Origin of the sequence: Streptomyces sp. NPDC127177 (assembly GCF_042672475.1) — a bacterium.
Lineage (GTDB): Bacteria > Actinomycetota > Actinomycetes > Streptomycetales > Streptomycetaceae > Streptomyces.
The window spans coordinates 73,082-91,327 of record NZ_JBHXUW010000012.1 but is presented as its reverse complement, the minus strand read 5'-3'; the positions used below and the strand labels follow the sequence as shown (position 1 = coordinate 91,327).

Genomic DNA, 18,246 nt, shown 5'->3' with positions numbered 1-18,246 from the left:
ATGTTCCAGGAGGCGACGACGGCCGACGCCCTCCAGATGCGCGAATGGCTCGAGCGGGGACAGCTGCTCGTCGGCCCCGCCCGCGTCCTGCGCTGCCGACTGGAGGGCCGCAGACCCGGCCGTTTCACCGTCTGAGCGGCTGCGGGAATCAGATTCGGCGGATTCGGTTCGGAGCCGGGAGGGAGGGTACGCGCCGTGAATCCCACGAAAGGACCCCACGGTGTCCGTACAGCGGAAGAACATCTTTGTACTAGGGCTCGACGAGGCGAATCTCCCGACCCTGGAAGCAGTCCCGGAATCCGGGACGTACCGATTCCATCCTCTGCTGAGCCTTGGTGATCTGCAGGGGGGAGAGGTCTCCGTGGCCGATCTGATGACACGGGCACGCGAGATCCTCGACGCGCACGACGGCAGCATCGACGCGATCGTCGGCTACTGGGACTTCCCCGTGAGCACGCTCGTGCCGATGCTCGGCAGCGAGTACGGCACACGCACCACGAGCCTCGAGTCCGTGGTCAAATGCGAGCACAAGTACTGGAGCCGCCTGGAGCAGCAGAAAGTCATCGACGAATACCCGAACTTCGGGCGGGTGGACCTGCACACATCGGACCCTCGACCGCCCGACGGTGTCAACTTCCCCATGTGGGTCAAGCCCGCTCTGGCTTATTCGTCCGAACTTGCTTACGGCGTATCGGACATGGCGGAATTCCGTACGGCCGTGGACAGGATACGGGAGGGGATGGGCCGGGTCGGCAGGCCATTCAATTCCGTACTCGAACTCCTGGAACTGCCGCCGGAGATGGAGGGGGTGGGAGGACAGGTCTGTCTGGCCGAGGAGGCGATGACCGGAATTCAGGTGGCCGTCGAGGGTTTCGTCCACGAAGGGGAGGTCACCGTGTACGGGGTTCTCGACTCGATCAGCTACCCGGGATCCCCCTGCTTCCTCCGCCACCAGTACCCGAGCACGCTTCCGCCCGAGGTGATCCGGAAGCTGCACGAGGTCAGCGAGCGGACCATGCGACAGATCGGCATGGACTCGGCCACGTTCAGCATCGAGTACTTCTACGACCCGAAGACCGGCGACGTGAGCCTGCTGGAGATCAACCCGCGGCACTCCCAGTCACACGCGGAACTGTTCGACTACGTGGACGGGGCGCCCAACCACCACCGGATGATCAGTCTCGCGCTCGGAAACGATCCCGCGCTGTCCGGCGGGAAGGGCCCGTACCGCATGGCCGCCAAGTGGTACTACCGGTGGTTCGGGGAGGGAACGGTGCACCAGGTGCCCACCCCCGGCGAACTCGCCGCCATCGAGCGGGCGATACCAGGGGTACGCGTGGACGTCGTCCCTGCCGAGGGACAGAAGCTCTCCTCGGTGTCCCAGCAGGACAGCTACAGCTACGAGATCGCCCACATCTTCACCGGCGCGGACGACGAGGAGGGCCTGCGGCGCAAGTTCGACCAGTGTGTCGCGGCCCTTGGCCTCACCTTCGACGAGACCGCCCCGGGCGGCCGCGATCCGAACACGTCGTGAACGGACACCCGGGAGCAGGAAGGAGCACGCCATCGGTATACGACACGTCGACCGTTTCCCCCACGAGGTGAAGACGGAGGACCACGTCACCATCACGATGTCGGACGGGGTCCGGCTGTCAGCGAGGATCTGGCGGCCCACCACCTCCGACACGGGGCCGGTCCCCGCGATCCTGGAGGCCATCCCCTACCGGAAGAACGACCTCACCTCCACCCGAGATGCGATCCACCACCCCTACATCGCCGGACACGGCTACGCCTGTGTCCGCGTCGACCTGCGCGGAACGGGCGAATCGGAAGGCGTCCTGCGCGACGAATACCTGGAGCGGGAACAAGTCGACGCCGAAGAGGTGCTCGCCTGGCTCGCCCGGCAGCCCTGGTGCAATGGAACCACGGGGATGATGGGCATCTCCTGGGGCGCGTTCGCCGCCCTCCAGGTCGCCGCCCGGCAGCCACCGAGTCTGGGCGCCGTCGTCATCGCCTCCTTCACCGACGACAGGTATGCGGACGACATGCACTACGTGGGTGGTGCCATGCTGTCCGACAACCTGGCCGAGGCCGGGACCATGTTCGCCTACGCCACCTGCCCACCCGATCCGGCAGTGGTGGGCGAACGCTGGCGCGACATGTGGCACGAACGGCTGGACTCCGCGCAACCCTGGGTCCTCGAATGGCTGCGCCACCAGCACCGCGACGACTACTGGCGCCATGCGTCGCTCAGTGAGGACTACGGATCCCTGCGCTGCCCCGTGCTCGCCTCCAGTGGCTGGGCGGACGGGTACTCCAACGCCGTCACCCGACTGCTGAGCCATGTCGATGTACCCCGAAAGGGCCTCATCGGCCCCTGGTCGCACAAGCTGCCGCACCTCGGTGAACCGGGGCCGGCCATCGGATATCTCCAGGAGGTGGTCCGCTGGTGGGACCACTGGCTGAAGGGGGCCGACAACGGCGTCATGGACGGGCCCATGATCCGTGCCTGGATGCAGGAGAGCGTGCCGCCGTCCACGTCCTACGAGGAGCGCCCCGGGCGCTGGGTGGGGGAGCCGGGCTGGCCCTCGCCACATGTCCAGGAGGTGCGGTACCCCCTGCGCGACCGCGCCATCGGTCGGGCCGGTGACGACGCTGCCGCATCACCGGGCGACTCGTCATCGCGGGCCGAACCGGAGGGGGGCGCACCGTGGGGGGCCGAACCCGAGGGCCGCGTCCACACTCTTCAGTCACCCCTGTCGGTCGGCCAGTTCGCGGGAAAATGGGCTTCGTACAACGCCCCGCCGGACCTGCCGTACGACCAGCGTGAGGAGGACGGCGGCTCGCTCGTCTTCGAAACGCGGCCGCTGACGGAACGCGTGGAGATCCTCGGCGCGCCCGCGGTGGAGCTCCTGGTGTCCTCGTCCGAGGAGACTGCGCAGCTCACCGTCAGGCTGTCCGACGTGGCAGCGGACGGCCGGGCGACCCGGGTCACCTACGGTGTGCTGAACCTCGCGCACCGAGCGGGCGACGAAGGGCCCGCACCACTGGAGCCGGGCAAGAGGTACCGCGTCCGGATCCCCCTGAACGGAGTCGCCCAGGCCTTCCCGGCCGGACACCGCATCCGGCTCTCGCTCTCCACCTCGTACTGGCCGCTGGTGTGGCCCGCGCCCGCACCCGCCCTCGTCAGCGTCCACGAGAGCGGCAGTTCCGTCACCCTGCCCGTCCGGCCCGCCGAATCCGCCCCGGAGGAGGCCGCGTCCTGTGCGCCCTTCGGTGAACCCGAGGGATGCGCACCGCCGGCCGTGACCCAGCTGACCGAGCCCGAACAGGCGTGGACCGTGTCAAGGAATCTGGTCGACTACCGTTCCTCGCTCGACATCGTCAAGGACCGCGGACTTCAGCGGTACGAGGAGAACGGGATCGAGGTGGGTCTCCGGGCCCGCGAGAAGTACACCTCGGTCGCCGACGACTTCGGATCGGTGAGCGGGGAGTCCGCCTGGACCCTGCGGTTCGGGCGCCCCGGGTGGGACGTCCGGGTGGAGACTCGCACCATCCTGACGTCGGACGAGGACGAGTTCCACGTCGATGCCACGCTGGACGGTTACGAGGACGGTCGCAGGGTCTTCTCCCGGACCTGGAACGAAAGCGTTCCGAGGGTGAACGTGTGAGCCGCCGATGCACCCCTTCGGCCGAGCGATCCCCCGAAGCGGCAATTCGTGCGAGCCGGCTCCGTGTACCTGTGCGGGGCGCGGTGCGTACGTCGACGACGGAGCCCGGGCCGGACGCCGGAGTGGATCAGGAGGGGCGGCATCGGCGCGGCGATGTGATGCTTCATTCAGGTTTGGCATCCTTTGATCCGGGCTAGTCGGACTGACGCGACTTCGTTTCGCCGTTCCGGTGTGACCGTGTGACCACCTTTGACTGAGGGAAACATGATGGAGGGCAGCCCGATGACCGACACCTCACGTGAGCCGACCACCACCGATTCCGGTGCCCCGGTGGAGAGTGACGAGCACTCGCTCACCGTTGGGCCGGGTGGCCCGGTCCTGCTGCAGGACGCCTATCTGATCGAGCAGATGGCGCAGTTCAACCGGGAGAGGATCCCGGAACGGCAGCCGCACGCCAAGGGCAGCGGCGCTTTCGGGCACTTCGAGGTGACGGGCGATGTCAGCGCCTTCACGAAGGCCGCGGTGTTCCAGCCCGGGACCAGGACCGAGATGGTGGCCCGGTTCTCCACCGTCGCCGGCGAGCGGGGCAGCCCGGACACCTGGCGCGACCCTCGTGGGTTCGCGCTGAAGTTCTACACCACCGAGGGCAACTACGACATGGTGGGCAACAACACCCCCGTGTTCTTCATGAAGGACCCGATGAAGTTCCAGCACTTCATCCGGTCCCAGAAGCGCCGCGCGGACAACAATCTGCGCGATCACGACATGCAGTGGGACTTCTGGACCCTGTCGCCCGAATCGGCCCACCAGGTCACGTGGCTGATGGGTGACCGCGGTATCCCGCGCAGCTGGCGCCACATGAACGGGTACACCTCGCACACCTACATGTGGATCAACGCGCAGGGGGAGCGCTTCTGGGTGAAGTACCACTTCAAGACCGACCAGGGCGTCGAGTTCTTCACCCAGGACGAGGGCGACCAGATGGCGTCGGCCGACACCGACTACCACACCCGGGACCTCTTCGAGCACATCCGCGACGGTGAATTCCCGAGCTGGACCCTGTACGTGCAGGTCATGCCGTACGAGGACGCCGCGGGCTACCGGTTCAACCCGTTCGACCTCACCAAGGTGTGGCCGCACGGCGACTATCCGCTGACCGAGGTCGGCCGCATGACGCTGGACCGCAACCCCACCGACAACCACGCCGAGATCGAGCAGGCGGCCTTCCAGCCGAACAACCTGGTACCCGGCATCGGCCCCAGCCCGGACCGGATGCTGCTGGCCCGGCTGTTCTCGTACGCTGACGCGCACCGCCACCGCATCGGCGGCAACTACCAGCAGCTGCCGGTCAACGCGCCCGTGTCCCCCGTGAACACGTATTCGAAGGACGGGGCGATGGCGTACCGCAAGACCGCGGACCCCGTCTACGCGCCGAACTCCAAGGGCGGCCCCGCGGCGGACACCGCACGGTACGGCAACCCGCCCAGCTGGTACGCCGACGGGGACATCACCCGGACCGCGTACGTCTCCCACGCCGAGGACGACGACTGGGGCCAGGCCGGCACCATGGTGCGCGAGGTCCTCGACGACGCGGCCCGCGAGCGCCTGGTGGACAACGTCGTCGGCCATCTCCTCAACGGCGTGACGGAGCCGGTGCTGCGACGGGCCTTCGAGTACTGGTCCAACATCGACAAGTCGATCGGCGAACGCATCGAGCGCGGAGTGCGCGCCAAGGCCGGCGAGAAGGACCCCAAGGCCGCCGAGCAGGGCAACCCCGCACGACGGAACATGCAGGCGAAGGCCTGACCGGCAGGCGCGGCACACCCGCCGCGCCCGCCGTCGCCGGTGTCCCCGGCCGGAGCGTGCGGCCGGCCGGGGACACCGGCGGGTGTTCGCGCCCGCCTCAGGACAGGGCGCAACTCACCGTCGGTACGCCGCCCGAGCCCGGGGTCCCCTGGAAACCGAAACTCGTGTGCGCACCGGCCGCGAGCCCGCCGTTGTAGGCGGTGTTCGTGACGCTGACCGCGGAGCCGGTCTGTGTGTACGTGGCGTTCCACATGTTCGTGACCTGCTGGCCGCCTGCCCAGTTCCAGGTCAACTGCCACGAAGTGGCCGGGGCGGAACCCGTGTTGGTCACCGTCACGTCCACTCCGAAGCCGTTCCCCCAGTCGCCGTTGACCGTGTAGTCGGCCGTGCACCCGTCGCTGCCGCCGCCGGATCTGCTCGTGGTGGTGGCTGTCACGGAAGCGGAGGGCGCCGAGGTGTTGCCCGCCGCGTCGCGTGCCCGGATCGTGTACGTGTACGAGGTGCCGGCTGCCAGACCGGTGTCGGTGTGGACGGTTCCGGAGGCGTTGCCGGCCTTGGTGGAGCCGCGGTAGACGTCGTAGCCGGTGACCCCGGTGTCGTCGGACGCGGCCGTCCAGGAGAGGGAGACCGAATCGCTCGTGGTGCCGGTGACGGTGAGCCCGGCCGGCGCGGCGGGGGCCTCGGTGTCGTCGCCGTCACCTGCGCCGTTCCCGCCGTCGCCGAAGCCCGGCGCCTTGATGTCGGTCAGGTAGCCGTCCTTCACCGTGTCGACCGTGGTCCAGTCGTCCTTGAGGATGCCGCCGGTGTCGCCGGAGTTGGGGTTCCAGGACCAGAAGGTCCAGGAGAAGCTGTCACCCCCGTACCGGCCGGTCGGCCGCAGGTAGTCGGCCAGGGCCTTCAGCCACTTCTGGTCGGTGGCGGACTGCAGCGTGGTGCCGAACTCGCCGACCCACACCGGCGCGATGTCCTGCTCGAAGATGTAGCCCCAGTACTTGTCCCAGACGCCGGGCATGTTGTCGGGGAATGAGGCGTCGTCGAACCAGGGCTGCTGGGCGACGCTCGTCGCGTAGTCGTGGGCCGAGTAGACCACCCGGTCCGGCACGCTGAGCTCCACCGGATACCGGCCCACGCCCATGAGGTTCCCGCCCCACCAGCCGGACACCCCGTCGAACGTCTGGATGCCCTCCACGAAGACCAGCAGATCGGGGTTGGCCGACAGCACGGCATCACCGCCGCGCTGTGCCGCCAGCCGCCAGTCCTTCGTCGTGTCGCCGCAGCCCCAGCAGGCGGGGTCGTGCGGCTCGTTGTGCAGATCGATGCCGATCATCGCGTCGTTGCCGGCGTAGCGGGCGGCCAGCGCCTTGAGATGGGCCAGCCAGGTGGATTCGGGGACGGACGCGGTGTACCAGAGCGCCGACTGGCCGGCGGAGTCGGGCCGGTGCCGGTCCAGGATGACCTTCATGCCGACGTGGCCCGCGTGCTCGACGATCCGGTCCATCACCTGGAGCGAGTCGAGACCCTGCAGATCGCTGTTCATGCCGTCGGAGTAGTTGATGCTCGTGGGTTCCGTGCCCGTGAAGATGTCGTCGCTGTAGGGCAGCCGGATGGTGTTGTAGCCCAGTGAGCGCATCTGGTCGATCATGCTCTTGTAGTCGCGGGACCAGAGGCCGTGGGGCACGTAGCTGGAGGTCTCGAAGCCGAACCAGTTGACTCCGGCGATGCGGACCGGCTGGTCGGCGGCGTCCAGGAGCCGGCGACCGCTGGTGTGCCAGTAGCCGGTACCGGGCGAGGCGTCGGCCGCTGTCGCCACCTGAGAACCGGCGAGGGGGAGGAGCAGCGCGGCCGCGATCAGGGCGGCGGTCCGGGCGGCTCTTCGGATGCGATGGAGAGGGTGAAGCACGGTGCTGGTTCCTCTCTCGTAGGCAGGGTCCCGACGTATGGGAGCGCTCCCATTTGTCCGCGTACCGCGCCGCCGGTGACCTGGGGGTGGTGGTGGTGCCGCAGGTGTGCGCCGTCCCCGCTCCCGGGGTGAAGTCCCGTTCTCCCGGGGGCGGTCGACGGCTTGCGACCCGGCGCCATAAAAGCGATAGAGCAATGGACATGTCAATGGGGCGAGCTGTGTTCATTACCTGAAGCGGCGCTGCCGCCCCCCGGCCTTCGGCCCGCCGGTGAACAGGACCGAGCAGGTTGAACCGCTGTTGTGGACACCGGGGGCCGCCCCGTGCGCCACCGGATTCCGCGTCGGTCCCCGAGGCCGTTCCGCGCCAGGGTTTTCGCGCCGGGTTGCTTCGTGTGTGGCTCCTCCGGCATCCGTGCGTACGTCCGGCACAACCATCCATGCCGTTCGTGGGTCACATCAAGTGGGAGCAATCCGCTCTCAGGGACACAAGGGGGATATATGCGAAGCATGCGCAATGTCGCGACCGTCGGAGCGTTGACCACGCTGGTGATGGGCGCCACGGCCGTGTTGGCCACGACCGCTTCCGCCGCGCCCAATGTCACACCGCAGGGTGTCTGCGGCAGCGCCTACAAGACCGTCAACTCGGTGGCCGTCGGCTCCCTGGGTACCGTCTACCTGACGTACAACTCCGCGAACGGCAAGAACTGCGTCGCGACCATCCGCGCCAACCCGGGTGCGGCCAAGAGCGTGGCCACGTACGTCTACGTCCCCGACACCGACGCGTGGGCCGGTGACTCCGGCAACTACACGTCGTACGCGGGGCCGGCCTACGTCTACGGCAAGGGCCACTGCGTCAGCTGGGGCGGCAACATCGACAACGTGTACGTGTCGGTGGAGAACTCCAACTGTGCGGCGCTCAAGGAACACCGGGTCACCGAAGTCCGCTGATCCGGCGCACCGTTCGGTCGCGGGATCCCGCGTCGCCGCTGCCCGGCGTCAGGTCGTCATGCCGTTGACGGCCGCCGGGTGTCATCGAGCCGCAGGCGGCGCGGGATCCCGTGGTGTCCGCCCGTCACCCTGTGGAGGGGGTGGCGGGCGGCGGTTGCGTCGAGCAGAGATTCCGCGTCCGTGTCCCACGCTTTGGGGCCCTCGGTGCACGGATGCTCCGTGGGGCCGCGCTCCTTCGCCCGGTGAGGCCCGGCTTCCATGGCTTCGGCCGCGGTGACGGGTTCGTCCACCGCGGCCCGCTCGACGGCTGATTGGCGCCGCTCGATGACGTACCGGGCCATGCCCACCGACCCGAAGGCCAGCAGGACGGCATGCCCACCGTCAGGGGATCGGCGGCGAGGCGCGGGCGCACTCACCGCCGACCGGGTCCGCCACGGCGGGGGCGGCACCCGGGACGACGGCAGCGCACTCCCGGCTGTGTTCGTCCATGCCCGGGAGAACGCCCGCCGGCCCCGGAGGTTGCACCCGAGCCCGAACCCGTATGCGCACGGAGGGGTGCGGGCGGGAAGCATGATCCAGATGAAGGCCCTAGCATGCGTGCCATGCCAGACGCACCGCTCGACCTGGAACCGTTCAGCCCGCGGACCGATCCGGCCGCGCTCGATGACCTCCGGGCACGGCTGCACGCGACGCGCTGGCCCGACGCGCCCGACGAGGCGGGATGGTCGCTCGGAACCGACATCGAGTACCTGCGCGAACTGGTCGCCTACTGGGTGGACGAGTTCGACTGGCCCGCGCAGGAGGCGGCCCTCGCCCGGCTGCCCCGCTTCCGCGTCCGGCTCGGGGGCCTGGGTATCCATTTCGTCCACGCCCGGGCCGTCGCGCCGGCCGGCCCCGTTCTGCCGCTGATCCTCAGCCACGGCTGGCCGGACTCGTTCTGGCGCTACTCGAAGGTCATCCCGCTCCTCACCGACCCCGGTGCGCACGGTGCCGATCCCGCCGACGCCTTCGACGTGGTGGTACCGGACATGCCGGGCTACGGGTACTCCGATCGCCCCACCGGGCCGCCGCTCGACTCCATCGCGGTCGCGGGCCTGTGGGCCGAACTCATGGACGTCCTCGGCCATCCACGGTTCGGCGCGGCGGGCGGGGACATCGGCAGTCATGTGAGCCGATACCTCGCGCTCGACCACCCCGGCCGGGTCGTGGCCGTTCACCGCATGGACGGGGGGCTGCCCGTCTTCAGCGGCGACCCCGCGGATCTCACACCCGATGAGCGGGCCTGGTTCGAGGAGACCGCGGCCTGGGGCGCTGGTGAGGGGGCCTACGGTGCCCTCCACCGTACGAAGCCGCAGACCGCTGCCGTCGGGCTCACCGACTCGCCGGCCGGTCTCGCCGCCTGGATCGTCGAGAAGCTCCGGGCGTGGAGCGACTGCGACGGCGACATCGAGCGGAGTTTCACCAAGGACGAGATCCTGACGAACGTCACGCTGTACTGGCTCACCCGGACGATCGGCTCCTCGATGCGCATGTACAACGCCAACTCCGCGATCCCTCCCGAGCAGCTCGAACGCCGGGTCGAGGTGCCGTCCGGGTTCTCGCTCTTCCCGGGCGACATCGTCCGCCCGCCACGGGCGTGGCTCGAACGTACGGCGAACCTCGTGACCATGAACGCACCGGAGCGCGGCGGCCACTTCGCACCGTTCGAGGAGCCCGAGCTCTACGCGGAGGAACTGCGTGCCTTCTTCCGGCCGCACCGGGCGACGGTGACGGGCTGACGGGCTGACGGGCTGAGGGGCTGAGGGGCTGAGGGGCTGACGGGCTGACGAGGCGCAACGACGTAGCGTCTGACCCGGCTGCGTCTGAACCCGGTCCAGGACCAGCCACCGAGCCGGGTGCCCACCCTCTCTGACCTGCGGCGACGGGGTGGCGCGGCCGAGATGTCGGTCATATGTCGGTGCCGTCGGTCCGCTGTCGGCGTGTTCTGGAACCTTCGGGAGAACAGCCGGGTGCTCATTCGGCGGACATCCCACACGAAGGGAACCATCATGGTCACTGACGTCACGATCATCGGCGGCGGACTTGGCGGGCTCACCTTGGCGCGCGTCCTCCATGTCCACGGGATCCGGGCAACGGTGTACGAGGCGGAGGACTCACCGACGGCTCGTACGCAGGGCGGGATGCTCGACATCCACGACTACAACGGCCAACTGGCTCTCCGGGCGGCGGGCCTGATGGACGAGTTCCGAAGCCTCGTCCTGGAGGGCCGCCAGGCCATGCGGATAGTCGACCGGGACGGGGGTGTGCTGTTCGAGGAGCCGGACGACGGCACGGGTGGACGCCCCGAGGTACAGCGGGGTGAGCTGCGGCAGATGCTCCTCGACTCACTTCCGGCGGACACCGTCCGGTGGGGCCGCAAGGCCGCCGGTGCCCGAGCCATCGGCGATGGCCGTCACGAGGTGGCCTTCACCGACGGCAGCGCCGTCGTCACGAGCCTGCTGGTCGGCGCGGACGGTGCTTGGTCACGCGTACGGCCACTGCTCTCCACCGCCACACCCGCGTACACGGGCCGGTCGTTCGTCGAGACCTGCCTCTTCGACGGCGACAGCCGGCATCCAGCCTCCGCCAAGGCGGTCGGCGGCGGGTCGATGATGGCGCTCGCACCGGGCAAGGGGATCCAGGCCCACCGGGAAAGGGGCGGCACCCTGCACGCCTATGTGGCGCTCACCGAGCCGCAGGACTGGTTCGACGCCATCGACTTCACCGACGCCGACACGGCCACCGCCCGGATCGCGCAGGAGTTCGACGGCTGGGCGCCGGAGCTCACCGCGCTGATCACCGACGCGGACACCGCGCCGGTCCTGCGCCCCCTCAACGCTCTGCCGACCGGGCACCGGTGGGACCGGGTGCCGGGCGTGACCCTGCTCGGCGACGCCGCGCACCTCGCCGTCCCGAACGGCGAAGGCGCCAACCTGGCCATGTGCGACGGAGCCGAACTCGCCCAGGCCCTCGCCGCGCACCCGGACGACGTCGAGAGCGCGCTGACCGAGTACGAGCAGGTCATGTTCCCCCGCGGCGCGGAAGCAGCCGCCGACGGAATCCGGCTCAACGAGTTGCTCTTCGCCGAGAACACACCGCACAGCCTGATCAGCGCGTTCACCGAAGACGACGGGACCCCGTGAACCATGTACATCGGGGACGGCGAAGTGTTCCGGGTGATTGGCCGGTGCAGACAGAGGCTGCGGCGCTGGCCGCGGGCGACCAGCGGGGCGAAAGATGTGCGTTCACGGAGCCGCCGACGAGCATGCAGATCTACCTTGCCGATCCGACGGGCGGCGACTCGTCCGGACGCCGTGTCGACGAGGTCGGCGAGGTTGCGGCGTCCACCAGCGGCAGACCGAGCTGTGCCAGTGCGACCTGATGCATCGGCATCGGGAAGCTCGGTGGGCGTACGTGGCTGGTATCGCCGATATAGAGGGCCGCACCGTGCCCGTCTAGTGCCGCATCAGGCAACGTTCGCCTCTTCGGGCGTCGACTGGCAGTCGGCCAGACGTCCGCATCCAGTCGTAGGAACGGAACTGCGTCGGCCAGTACTCACGTAGGGTGCCTGGGTGTTCAATCGGCTTGAGGTCAGCGTGTTGCCACCGGGACCCCGATGGGCTGCCCAGTTGTCTTTCCGGATCGATGGCGAGGAAGTGGTAGCTGCGGCGATCGGAGAGGGAGGCCGCGGCCCGTTTGTCGAGGAGGCGTTGCCGGCCCAGGGTCAGGGGCCACTCTGGGCGATCGGCGAGGGACGTCGTGTAGTACTGGGTGAGCCCGAGTGCACGGGCGGATGCTGTGGCTATTTGTCTGTGTTCGTGCAGCGTCACGGTGGGATCGTGGAGTGGTCCGACTGGCAGGTACCCGTTGACGAGGCGCACCCTCCGGTTTTTCACTTCGACGCCGATCAGTACGACGCCGAACTAACCCGCGCGCTGACCAAGTTTGCCTCGTAGTAGTCCGCCGCGTGGGTAGTTCCCTGCGCGGCGGGCCGGGCCAGAATGATCACGTGGCTGGACGTGTACAGGTCCGTGAGATCGATGACGACGAGGGCAGACGGCTGCTGCGGATCATCCGCAGGGGCACCGGGTCGGTGGTGACCTGGCGGCGGGCCCAAATGGTGCTGTTGTCCGCGCAGGGGATGCCGGTGGCGAGGATCGCCGAGGTGTCGTTCACCAGCGACGACCGCGTCCGGGACGTGATCCACAACTTCAACACGGACGGTTTCGACTCGCTGTATCCGAAGTACTCCGGCGGCCGGCCGAAGACGTTCACGCTGCCCGAGCGCCGCGAGATCAAGAAGATCGCCAAGTCCAAGCCGACCGAGCACGACCTGCCGTTCTCGACCTGGAGTCTGACCAAGCTGGCGGACTTCCTGGTCGCCGAGGGGTGGTCGACGACATCAGCCACGAGGGCCTGCGCATCCTGCTCCGCGAGGAAAGCGTCTCTTTTCAACGCCTGAAGACGTGGAAGACCTCCCGCGATCCCGACTACGCGGCCAAGAAGGCCCGCGTCGAGCACCTCTACGCGATCGCCGACGGCGAGGTCGTACCCGAGGACGGTGAACCCGAAGTCGTCTTCTGCATGGACGAGTTCGGGCCCCTCAATCTGATGCCGCATCCGGGTCGGCAGTGGGCCGAACGGGGCGGCAAGCACAAGGACCCCGACCGCGAACCCCGCCGACGACGCCGGGCCACCTACAACCGCTACGGCGGGGTGCGACACCTGTTCGCCGCCCTGGACCTGGCCAAGGACAAGCTCTATGGCCACATCAAGCCGGTCAAAAGACGGACCCAGTTCCTGGAGTTCTGCCGGTATCTCCGCAGCCTTTACCCGCCCCAGGTCCGGATCGCGATCATCAGTGACAACTTCTCACCCCACCTGACCACGAAGAAGTGTCAGCGCGTCGGCACCTGGGCCGCGGCGAACAACGTCGAGATGGCCTACACCCCGACCAACAGCTCCTGGCTCAACCGCATCGAAGCCCAGTTCACCGCCCTGCGCTACTTCACCCTCGACGGCACCGACCACGCCGACCACAAAGAGCAGGGCAGCATGATCCGCCGCTACATCATCTGGCGAAACCGCCACGCCAACGACCAACGCCTACGGACCGTCATCGACAGGGCAAACGTTGCCTGATGCGGCACTAGCCAGGCGACGGCGCTGAGGTCCAGCCCGGGGACGCGGAACGAGGTGTCCATGGTTCTCCGATGAGCTCGTGGCGCGCCTGGAGGCCGCGGAAGTGGCCCCCGTGACGCCGGCGGACACGACCGTGCTCGCGCACCTCGGCCACGACGTGTCCCGGAGCATCGCCGAGTTGGCCCGCCGTGCCGGCGCCACCCGTCAAACGATGCACCGCGCCGTCACGCAGCTCATCGATGAAGGTCTCCTGACCAGCACGGCGGGGCCCGAGTTTCCGCGCAGCACCCTCATCCGGCTGACCGACGCCCGATGCCGGCGCCGTGACGTCGCCCTGGGAATTCTTCGTGCCCTGGAAGAGGAGCTCGGCAGCCGGCTGGGACCCGCGACCGTGGCGGAACTTCGCGAGACGCTGACGCGAGCGTGGCCGCGCTGAAGGATCACCTACGCCCGCGCCGTCACCTGCGACGACGCCCACCGGAGGCCGCGCAGCAGACGTTCTCCACGGAGCGTGACTCGCGAGATCCGTACCATCGGTCGCTCCCGCGACCGCCCTGGGAAGGTGCACGGTCGGCAGTGTGGAGGGGGCCGGTGCGCGGTGTCCGCCGACACGTGCGCGGGGCGCCAGTCTCGTCGTGCGGCGGGTGCCCCGCGGACCCATCGGGGGAGGGCCTGTGGTTACGGGCGTCGCTGAGAGTTGATCATCTCGCAGACAGGGGTGATCCCTAGTGGCATGCCCCTGGTTTCATCGTCGATGACGGTGAAGTGGGGGTCGGTGGGGGTGCAGGCTGGCCAGGGGGTGCCGTCGGGGTTGCGGGGTGTGCCGGTGCGGGCGAATTCGGTCCAGGCGTGCTGGACGTTTTCGCTGACTTGGACGTCTGCCGCGTCGTAGTCGTCTCCGGCGATAACGGGTCCGAACAGGTAGGGGATTTCCGCGCTGTGCGGGGTGAGTAGTCCGGAGCGGCGGGCGCCGGGGGAGACGCGGGCGAAGCGGTAGTTGTAGGTGGTGCGGTCGCCGAGGGCGGCGTAGCGCTGGTAGGAGGCCAGCGCCGGTTCGTGCCACACGCCGGTGGTGTCCAGTTCGCACAGTGCCTCGTACGGCGTGAGCCCGCGGCTGTTGAAGTGGTCGAGGATGTCGCCTGCGCGGTCGCCGCCGATGGCCTTGGCCATGGTGGCCAGGGTTTCGGTCGTGTAGACGTCGGCGGGATCGAGGGAAGACTGGGTCTCGTGCCCGTACAGGCCGGTGGGCTTGTGAAACAGGCGGGCCTCGTCCTGGGTGCAGCCGAACATGATGGGCACGTCGTCCGCCCAGCCGGAGAAGTCCTCCGTCATGACCTGGCCGTCGGCGACCGGGTACCAGACCAGGTTCGCGGGGGTGTGCACCTGGCCGGGCGGCGGGATGACCCCCGCCTCGGCGAAGGAGGCTTCGCGGATCTGCTCGGCGGGCAGGCGGCGCAGTTGGGTGAAGTCGCTGCTGCCCAGGTGGCGGAACATGTTCTCGGTGGCCTTGGTGGTGCGCTCGTAGCTGGGCGAGGGTACGACGGCGTAGTCCTCGTAACCGGCGCTCTGGATGACGGCGCGGTGGAACAGGCCGCGCGCGGCAGGTGTGCACAGCAGCGCGCGGGAGGCGGCGCCGCCGGCGGACTGGCCGAAGACGGTGACGTTGTCCGGGTCGCCGCCGAAGGCGGTGATGTTGCTCTGTACCCATTTGAGGGCTGCCACCCAGTCCTGGATGCCGAAGTTGCAGCCCACTTCGGGGTGGGCGAGGAAGCCGAAGGCACCCAGGCGGTAGTTGAGAGACACCATGACCACACCGCGCTGGGCAAGCTGCTGCCCGGACCACAGGGGCATCGCGTTGGAGCCGTTGAGGAAGCCGCCGCCGTGGATCCAGACCATGACCGGCAGACGTGCGCCCGGGGCGGGGTCGGTGGTCCACACATTCAGGTTCAGGCAGTCCTCGCTCTCCGGGGAGCCGGGGGTGAAGTCGGTGTGGACGCTCTGGATGGCGCTGTTGCCGAAGGTGGTGGCGTCGCGAACGCCGTCCCATGCGGCCAGGGATGCCGGAGGCGCCCAGCGCAGGTCGCCGACGGGCGGGGCGGCGTAGGGGATGCCGAGGAAGCTGTGGACGCCGTCGTGTTCGGCGCCGGCGAGCCTTCCGTGCTCCAGGCGTACGTTGCTCATGAGATGTCCTTGATTGGCGTGAGGGCAACCGCGGCAACAGGATGCGTTGCCGCGGATGGGACGGTGGATGTTCCCACCGCGGTCGGTGTGTCGCACGGCCGGCGGAGCCGGGCGGGCTTCTGGTCGCAGGCCGTGCAGCGAACTGGTTTGCGGCGTCGGGGCGGAGGATTGTCAGGTGGCGGGAGCTGCGTCGATCATGGTGCCGATGAGCAGGCAGGGGCTGTCGGAGCGGTTGCTCCACCCGTGGTTGACACCACGAATGATGACGGTGTCGCCGGGGGGCATCAGGACTTCTTCGGTGTCGGTGATCAGGTAGATCTCGCCGCGGGCGACGGTGATGCAGTCCAGGGTGTCGGTGCGGTGCACGGTCGGGTGGCGCTGGGAGTCGGCGATGCTTGGCAGGTGTTTCTGGTTGACCTGGGCGCTGAGTTCGGCGAATTGTTTGCGGTGTTCGTCGGGGTCCATGTCGGGCCACAGCTCCAGGGCTCGCACCAGCATGCCGCCGGGCAGCGGCTCGCGGCGGGCGCCGACGCCGTCGGCCAGCGAGCGGTCGCCGTCGATGCTGTTGTCGACGGGAATCTCGTGGGTGGCCCAGAGGGTGGCCCGGCTGTAGAAGCCTTCCTTGGTCTGGATGTTGGTGGGCTCGGAATGCAGGACGGCCGAGCGTCCACTCTGGTCGGGGCCGAGGACGTAACGCTTGATACCGGGCACGGGAACCTCTCGTTCTTGAGCGACGGCGTGGGGAGCAGGGACGGTTTCAGAAGTGGTCGGGAAAGCCGCTGACCGGGGCGGCGGGACGGGTCAGGCCAGTGCCGGTGACGGCGGCGTCGAGGGCGCTCACGGTGTTCTCGCACACACGGCGGAAAGCCATGACGTCCAGGCCCAGGCAGAACACCCGGATGCCGTCCTCGATGGCCCGGGCGCAGCTCTCGGGGGTGGGGTCCAGGATCGGACCGCCCATCAGGGCCACGCCGTGCCGCTTGGCGGCGTCCTTGACCCTCTTGTATGCGTCCTTGACCTTGGTGCTGCTGTGCATCGCCGATCCCTCACCGAGCGCGAAGGCGAGTTCGCCGGCGGCGAAGCACAGGACGCGGACCTGCTCGATCGCGCAGATCTCCTCGATGTTCTGCAGCGCGTCCAGGGTCTCGATAAGCGGAATGACGTATGCGTTGGCGTCGCTGGTGGCCGCGTGCTCGGCGAACGACCGGAGCGAGTAATCGGCCGCGCGGTAGGCGGGGCAGATGCCGCGCTCGCCGTGAGGCGGATACAGGATCGTGTCCAGGACCTGCTGGATGTCGGCGGCGGTGCGCACCATGGGAATGATCAGCGCCTCGGCCCCGGCTTCCAGGGCACGCCGGGCGGCCGTGGTGTCGCTGGGCTCGGGGATGCGGACCAGGGAGATCAGACCGACGCCGTCCGCGGTGCGGATGGTGTCCTCCAGGGCGCGGGGATTGGCCGCGCTGTGCTCACTGTCGAGCCAGACGTAATCGAGGCCGGTGCGGCCCATCACTTCGATCAGAGTGTGGTGGCCGGTGAAGCACTGCATGCCCACCGGGGCTGCCTTCCGGCCGAGCAGGTCCAGAAGGCTTTTTGTGCCGGTCATATGACAGTTCCTCTTCTCGGCTGATGCGCCGGGGTGCGGGCTGGGTCCCGCCGGTGCAGGTGCGGGAGATGTCAGGCTCCGGGGTCGCCCGCGAGGCTGGCGGCGGTGATGCCGGTCAGCGCGCACTCCTCGTCCTGGTCGGGGAGGTGACCACTGACGCCGACCGCGCCGACGAGCGTGCCGTCCGCGTCGCGGACGAGCACTCCGCCGGGGACGGGGACCAGTGCGCCGTCGGCCAGCACTGTCAGGGACTGGATGAAGTGGGGATGGGAGGCGGCGCGGGCGGCGAGGGCACGACTGCCCACCCCCATGTGCAGAGCGCCCAGCGCCTTGCCGCGTGCGATGCGCTCGCGCAGCAGGGACGAGCCGTCCTCACGGGCGAAAGCGATCAGACTTCCGGCGGCATCCAGGACCGCCACCGTCATCGGCGGGAAGTCCCGCTTCCGGGCGTGAGCCAGAGCGTGTTCGACCACGGTCTGCGCCTGCTCGCACGTGATCACAGCGACCCTCCCACCGTGGGGGTCGGCGTCGTCAGCCCACCGACCGGCTCGGTGCGCAGGCGCAGGAGGGTGCCGTCCGGGTCGTGGAAGCCGAGCGCGTCCCGCGCTTCGGTCACGCGGCCGTGGGTGATGCCCGCAGTGTCCAGGTGGGCTGCCCACTGATCCAGTACCGAACGGTCGCGAACGGCGAGAGTCAAGGCGGCGTAGCCGCCGGCAGTGGCCGTGGCGTCAGGCGCCAGCCGCAACTGCACCGGCACCCCCGGTCCCGGCACCGTCAACACCGCCGAGACGTGCCCACCGGCCGAATCATGGTGGTCCAGCGCAGGCATCCGCTCTCCCGTGAGGACGGTGGCGTACCAGGCCGCGCCGGCCTTCAGATCGCTGACGGGGAGCGTCACGTGGTGCAGGCCGGACAGAGCGGGAGGAGACATGGGCACTCCAAAAAGAAACGAACGT

General features: G+C 68.8%; 15 protein-coding genes and 1 pseudogene. 10 read left to right on the top strand and 6 right to left on the bottom strand.

Going from position 1 to position 18,246, the window contains the following annotated elements; genetic code table 11:
* The 4 genes from ACFVJX_RS10680 to ACFVJX_RS10665 all read left to right on the top strand — a co-directional run bounded on the left by ACFVJX_RS10680 (position 1) and on the right by ACFVJX_RS10665 (position 5,477).
* Positions 1-135, top strand: a complete 135-nt coding sequence (locus ACFVJX_RS10680; RefSeq protein ID WP_384126624.1) for a hypothetical protein — start codon at positions 1-3, stop codon at positions 133-135.
* Positions 136-220: 85 nt separating this feature from the next.
* Entirely contained in the window at positions 221-1,534 is a 1,314-nt protein-coding gene (locus tag ACFVJX_RS10675) for an acetyl-CoA carboxylase biotin carboxylase subunit family protein (RefSeq protein WP_384126623.1), read from the top strand.
* Positions 1,535-1,631: 97 nt separating this feature from the next.
* Entirely contained in the window at positions 1,632-3,671 is a 2,040-nt protein-coding gene (locus tag ACFVJX_RS10670; RefSeq protein WP_384126655.1) for a CocE/NonD family hydrolase, read from the top strand.
* A gap of 282 nt (positions 3,672-3,953) precedes the next feature.
* Positions 3,954-5,477, top strand: coding sequence for a catalase (locus ACFVJX_RS10665; protein WP_384126622.1), 1,524 nt, complete (start codon positions 3,954-3,956; stop codon positions 5,475-5,477).
* Between the two features lie 97 nt (positions 5,478-5,574).
* Here ACFVJX_RS10665 and ACFVJX_RS10660 read toward each other — a convergent pair whose 3' ends face one another.
* Positions 5,575-7,377, bottom strand: a complete 1,803-nt coding sequence (locus ACFVJX_RS10660; protein WP_384126620.1) for a cellulase family glycosylhydrolase — start codon at positions 7,375-7,377, stop codon at positions 5,575-5,577.
* A 498-nt stretch (positions 7,378-7,875) separates the two neighbouring features.
* Here ACFVJX_RS10660 and ACFVJX_RS10655 point away from each other — a divergent pair, with 498 nt between their 5' ends.
* The 6 genes and pseudogenes from ACFVJX_RS10655 to ACFVJX_RS10630 all read left to right on the top strand — a co-directional run bounded on the left by ACFVJX_RS10655 (position 7,876) and on the right by ACFVJX_RS10630 (position 13,942).
* Positions 7,876-8,325: a spore-associated protein gene (locus tag ACFVJX_RS10655; RefSeq protein ID WP_384126619.1), complete on the top strand. Its 450-nt coding sequence runs from the start codon at positions 7,876-7,878 to the stop codon at positions 8,323-8,325.
* A 602-nt stretch (positions 8,326-8,927) separates the two neighbouring features.
* The gene (locus tag ACFVJX_RS10650; protein WP_384126617.1) at positions 8,928-10,103 is read left to right on the top strand and encodes an epoxide hydrolase family protein; all 1,176 of its coding nucleotides are present in this window, start codon (positions 8,928-8,930) and stop codon (positions 10,101-10,103) included.
* Between the two features lie 270 nt (positions 10,104-10,373).
* Positions 10,374-11,507, top strand: a complete 1,134-nt coding sequence (locus ACFVJX_RS10645) for an FAD-dependent oxidoreductase (RefSeq protein WP_384126616.1) — start codon at positions 10,374-10,376, stop codon at positions 11,505-11,507.
* Positions 11,508-11,936: 429 nt separating this feature from the next.
* Positions 11,937-12,320: a hypothetical protein gene (locus ACFVJX_RS10640; RefSeq protein WP_384126615.1), complete on the top strand. Its 384-nt coding sequence runs from the start codon at positions 11,937-11,939 to the stop codon at positions 12,318-12,320.
* A gap of 53 nt (positions 12,321-12,373) precedes the next feature.
* A pseudogene (locus ACFVJX_RS10635) lies at positions 12,374-13,506 on the top strand (IS630 family transposase).
* A gap of 79 nt (positions 13,507-13,585) precedes the next feature.
* Positions 13,586-13,942, top strand: coding sequence for a MarR family winged helix-turn-helix transcriptional regulator (locus ACFVJX_RS10630; protein WP_384126613.1), 357 nt, complete (start codon positions 13,586-13,588; stop codon positions 13,940-13,942).
* A 242-nt stretch (positions 13,943-14,184) separates the two neighbouring features.
* Here ACFVJX_RS10630 and ACFVJX_RS10625 read toward each other — a convergent pair whose 3' ends face one another.
* The 5 genes from ACFVJX_RS10625 to ACFVJX_RS10605 all read right to left on the bottom strand — a co-directional run bounded on the left by ACFVJX_RS10625 (position 14,185) and on the right by ACFVJX_RS10605 (position 18,221).
* A complete protein-coding gene (locus ACFVJX_RS10625) occupies positions 14,185-15,687 on the bottom strand; it encodes a carboxylesterase/lipase family protein (RefSeq protein ID WP_384126612.1) in 1,503 nt (500 codons plus the stop codon).
* Positions 15,688-15,858: 171 nt separating this feature from the next.
* Positions 15,859-16,398, bottom strand: a complete 540-nt coding sequence (locus tag ACFVJX_RS10620) for a cupin domain-containing protein (RefSeq protein ID WP_384126611.1) — start codon at positions 16,396-16,398, stop codon at positions 15,859-15,861.
* 46 nt (positions 16,399-16,444) lie between these two features.
* Positions 16,445-17,290, bottom strand: a complete 846-nt coding sequence (locus ACFVJX_RS10615) for an HpcH/HpaI aldolase/citrate lyase family protein (RefSeq protein ID WP_384126610.1) — start codon at positions 17,288-17,290, stop codon at positions 16,445-16,447.
* A gap of 71 nt (positions 17,291-17,361) precedes the next feature.
* Entirely contained in the window at positions 17,362-17,790 is a 429-nt protein-coding gene (locus ACFVJX_RS10610; protein ID WP_384126608.1) for a heme-binding protein, read from the bottom strand.
* Complete coding sequence (locus ACFVJX_RS10605; protein WP_384126607.1) at positions 17,787-18,221, bottom strand: VOC family protein; 435 nt, start codon at positions 18,219-18,221, stop codon at positions 17,787-17,789. The genes ACFVJX_RS10610 and ACFVJX_RS10605 overlap by 4 nt, the downstream gene beginning before the upstream one ends.
* Positions 18,222-18,246: the final 25 nt, after the last annotated feature.

Coding starts and splice junctions, on each gene's coding strand:
- ACFVJX_RS10680 (WP_384126624.1), top strand. CDS start 1: ATGTTCCAGGAGGCGACGACGGCCGACGCCCTCCAGATGCGCGAATGG.
- ACFVJX_RS10670 (WP_384126655.1), top strand. CDS start 1,632: ATGTCGGACGGGGTCCGGCTGTCAGCGAGGATCTGGCGGCCCACCACC.
- ACFVJX_RS10665 (WP_384126622.1), top strand. CDS start 3,954: ATGACCGACACCTCACGTGAGCCGACCACCACCGATTCCGGTGCCCCG.
- ACFVJX_RS10655 (WP_384126619.1), top strand. CDS start 7,876: ATGCGAAGCATGCGCAATGTCGCGACCGTCGGAGCGTTGACCACGCTG.
- ACFVJX_RS10650 (WP_384126617.1), top strand. CDS start 8,928: ATGCCAGACGCACCGCTCGACCTGGAACCGTTCAGCCCGCGGACCGAT.
- ACFVJX_RS10645 (WP_384126616.1), top strand. CDS start 10,374: ATGGTCACTGACGTCACGATCATCGGCGGCGGACTTGGCGGGCTCACC.
- ACFVJX_RS10625 (WP_384126612.1), bottom strand. CDS start 15,687: ATGAGCAACGTACGCCTGGAGCACGGAAGGCTCGCCGGCGCCGAACAC.
- ACFVJX_RS10615 (WP_384126610.1), bottom strand. CDS start 17,290: ATGACCGGCACAAAAAGCCTTCTGGACCTGCTCGGCCGGAAGGCAGCC.
- ACFVJX_RS10605 (WP_384126607.1), bottom strand. CDS start 18,221: ATGTCTCCTCCCGCTCTGTCCGGCCTGCACCACGTGACGCTCCCCGTC.